This window comes from Amycolatopsis sp. TRM77291 (genome assembly GCF_054166285.1).
Genome location: NZ_JBSZHF010000024.1, coordinates 1 through 1,286 on the forward strand (window position 1 = coordinate 1; position 1,286 = coordinate 1,286).

1 protein-coding gene is annotated in these 1,286 nt (G+C 41.9%); it reads left to right on the forward strand.

From position 1 onward, the window contains the following. Nucleotides 1-153: 153 nt before the first annotated feature. Nucleotides 154-969, forward strand: coding sequence for an aminoglycoside O-phosphotransferase APH(3')-Ia (gene aph(3')-Ia / locus ACXIZN_RS43180; RefSeq protein ID WP_000018329.1), 816 nt, complete (start codon nucleotides 154-156; stop codon nucleotides 967-969). Nucleotides 970-1,286 lie beyond the last annotated feature (317 nt).

The window sequence follows — 1,286 nt, forward strand, 5'->3', positions numbered from 1 at the left end:
AGCAGATTACGCGCAGAAAAAAAGGATCTCAAGAAGATCCTTTGATCTTTTCTACGGGGTCTGACGCTCAGTGGAACGAAAACTCACGTTAAGGGATTTTGGTCATGAACAATAAAACTGTCTGCTTACATAAACAGTAATACAAGGGGTGTTATGAGCCATATTCAACGGGAAACGTCTTGCTCTAGGCCGCGATTAAATTCCAACATGGATGCTGATTTATATGGGTATAAATGGGCTCGCGATAATGTCGGGCAATCAGGTGCGACAATCTATCGATTGTATGGGAAGCCCGATGCGCCAGAGTTGTTTCTGAAACATGGCAAAGGTAGCGTTGCCAATGATGTTACAGATGAGATGGTCAGACTAAACTGGCTGACGGAATTTATGCCTCTTCCGACCATCAAGCATTTTATCCGTACTCCTGATGATGCATGGTTACTCACCACTGCGATCCCCGGGAAAACAGCATTCCAGGTATTAGAAGAATATCCTGATTCAGGTGAAAATATTGTTGATGCGCTGGCAGTGTTCCTGCGCCGGTTGCATTCGATTCCTGTTTGTAATTGTCCTTTTAACAGCGATCGCGTATTTCGTCTCGCTCAGGCGCAATCACGAATGAATAACGGTTTGGTTGATGCGAGTGATTTTGATGACGAGCGTAATGGCTGGCCTGTTGAACAAGTCTGGAAAGAAATGCATAAACTTTTGCCATTCTCACCGGATTCAGTCGTCACTCATGGTGATTTCTCACTTGATAACCTTATTTTTGACGAGGGGAAATTAATAGGTTGTATTGATGTTGGACGAGTCGGAATCGCAGACCGATACCAGGATCTTGCCATCCTATGGAACTGCCTCGGTGAGTTTTCTCCTTCATTACAGAAACGGCTTTTTCAAAAATATGGTATTGATAATCCTGATATGAATAAATTGCAGTTTCATTTGATGCTCGATGAGTTTTTCTAAGAATTAATTCATGAGCGGATACATATTTGAATGTATTTAGAAAAATAAACAAATAGGGGTTCCGCGCACATTTCCCCGAAAAGTGCCACCTAAATTGTAAGCGTTAATATTTTGTTAAAATTCGCGTTAAATTTTTGTTAAATCAGCTCATTTTTTAACCAATAGGCCGAAATCGGCAAAATCCCTTATAAATCAAAAGAATAGACCGAGATAGGGTTGAGTGTTGTTCCAGTTTGGAACAAGAGTCCACTATTAAAGAACGTGGACTCCAACGTCAAAGGGCGAAAAACCGTCTATCAGGGCGATGGCCCACTACG